Source organism: Mesorhizobium sp. M7A.F.Ca.US.007.01.2.1 (genome assembly GCF_003998165.1).
Classification (GTDB): Bacteria; Pseudomonadota; Alphaproteobacteria; order Rhizobiales; family Rhizobiaceae; genus Mesorhizobium; species Mesorhizobium ciceri.
Genome location: NZ_RZQP01000426.1, coordinates 1 through 2,228, shown reverse-complemented (window position 1 = coordinate 2,228; position 2,228 = coordinate 1). Strand labels below are relative to the sequence as shown.

Annotated in this window: 3 protein-coding genes; all 3 read right to left on the bottom strand. The window is 58.7% G+C overall.

The features are described 5' to 3' along the window. Positions 1 to 74: 74 nt before the first annotated feature. Positions 75 to 821 (bottom strand): hypothetical protein, encoded by a 747-nt coding sequence (locus EN949_RS34670; protein ID WP_013525202.1) that lies wholly within the window; start codon positions 819 to 821, stop codon positions 75 to 77. 36 nt (positions 822 to 857) lie between these two features. Next, entirely contained in the window at positions 858 to 1,619 is a 762-nt protein-coding gene (locus tag EN949_RS36930; protein ID WP_164755830.1) for a response regulator, read from the bottom strand. 161 nt (positions 1,620 to 1,780) lie between these two features. Further along, positions 1,781 to 2,228 (bottom strand): histidine kinase dimerization/phospho-acceptor domain-containing protein (locus EN949_RS36925; RefSeq protein WP_245472581.1); only part of this gene is annotated, 448 nt, incomplete at its 5' end.

Genomic DNA, 2,228 nt, shown 5'->3' with positions numbered 1-2,228 from the left:
GGCGGGACCCGTGAGCCTGGGCAAGCGGAGGATGGGCTTTGAGAGCACGGGCAAGAGATCCGAAAGCGGAGGTTTCATGCGGGGATCTGAACCGCATTTTCCTCAAACGCACGCAGAATGCTTTCTTCTCGGCTCCACAATTCGTCCCATTGTGTGGCGCCCGACCAACCGGCAAACCAGGGACCGCCGAGCGTGTAGTGCGCCAGCGACACTTCGGCGGGGTCGAGTTCGGAAGCCGACGCCCCTACGAGGTAGTTCCATGCCAGAGGCAACTCCCCGATCTCATGATCCTCGAGCCATTTGAAGGCGTGGAGGTCACGTCCGGGCCACGTATTAAGCATTTCGTTCGTCAGTCGTTTGTTGGCGGGATGATCTAGATTCCACAAAACGACCGACGACCAGTTCTTGCGCCGATAGAACGTCTGCGTTTGTCCGTCCATCTTGACGGCTTCAGACTCGCGTTGCCGGTGCTTAACCGCCATGATCGCGTAGGAAGGATCGACCAGGTCGAGCAGCTTGACGGGATCCTGCAGAAAAAGAACGTCACAATCGCAGAACATGGCCCAGCCGCCTTGCCGCATAAACGGAACGGCAAAGCGCGATATGGCAAACTCGGTCGCCATCGGTGCCTCGGAGATCGGGCACCAGAGCCTACCGTCACGTACCTCCATCGGTCGCTTCATGATTCCTTGGGCTTCAAGGTCTTTGAGCACCAGTGGGTGGATCTGCAACGGCGTGCTTGTCCGGCGGAAGGCGCTCCATCGCGCCACCTCGAGGACTCGGGCTTCGCGTGGGTCGTACCCGATGTAGATTGGCATCATAGTGTAACTCTGCAGTTGGAAGTGAGTTTGCCCGAATTATGCAAGGTTGCGCGGCTGGCGGTAGACCCCAGGTAAATGGATCAACCCGCCGCGATGGCGATCGTGCAAGGCCAGAGCGCCACAGTCGGGATATTGTTGCAGTGAGGCCGGAGTCAAGCAACCGTGAGCGACGGTATTTCGTTTGGCTCGACGGAACATTGGCCGGGCCGGCGGCCCAATAAAGCGAACAGATGTTATCGCGCTCGCTAGCTCCTTTTCCGTGAATGGCTTGCTGAGAATCTTGATCTCGGGAGTGCCAGGGAGTTCGGCGTAGCCTGTTGCTACAATGACGGGGACGCTCGGCCACTTGTCTTTAATCGCCTTCGACAGCTGTAGGCCAGTCGTCTTCGGCATCGCGTAGTCCGTTATAACGGGGTCGAACCGGTGCTCCTCCAACAGCGCAAGGAAGGCGGCCGCAGAATGCGCCTTCGCAACGGTATGGCCGAGATCCTCGAGCATCGCAGCGGTATTCAACAGGACCAGGGCGTCCCCATCATCCACCGCCAGAATTCGCAGAGACACCGCCTCGATGACTTCCTCGGTCAGAACATCCGGCCCGCGCGCGACTTCTGAGCTCGCGGTTGCGATCGGCAGCCATAGTTCCGCTGAGGTTCCGGTTCCCCTGGAGCTCTTGAGCACTAGGCACCCGCCCATTTGCTCTGTCATCCCATGCACCATGGACAGACCGAGACCCGTACCTTTGCCAGCGCCTTTTGTGGTGAAAACGGTTCCGTCGCCCTTCGTCCATTCCTTCGCCACTGTCGGCTGCCGAGAGGCAGACATAATGGCCGGGAGCCAAGCCAGCACCATTGCTTTCGCCGACCTGTTCCATCCGGGCGGAAATGATGATCGGCCCACCATCAGGCATGGCGTCACTGGCGTTGACACACAGGTTGAGCAAGGCAAGTTCGATCTGACTTTCATCGATCATTACATGATCGAGCGAGAGCGGAAATTTCGTTTCTATGATCGCCCTTGAGCCAAGCGACCGCTCCAGCAATTCTCTCATTCCCTGGATTTAGGCCAATTAGGTCGACAGGCTTTGGATCGAGTTGCTGCCGCCAGGCAAAAGCCAGCATGCGCTGCGTCAAGGACGCTCCCCGTCGCGCCCCGAGCACCGCGTTGTCGAGAAGACGCAGCAATTGTGGATCGTCGGGAAGTCGTTTGCGGAGCAGCTCGAGACTTCCCGAAATCGCCATCAGCAAATTGTTGAAATCGTGGGCGACGCCGCCCGTTAGCTTGCCGATCGCATCCATTTTCTCCTGCGCCTTCTTCCGCTCCGTAATGTCGCGTGTGATCTTCGCGAACCCCAGGAGTTCGCCATCCTCGTGCCGAATGGGCGTCGATGACCACGTGGGACCAGAACGC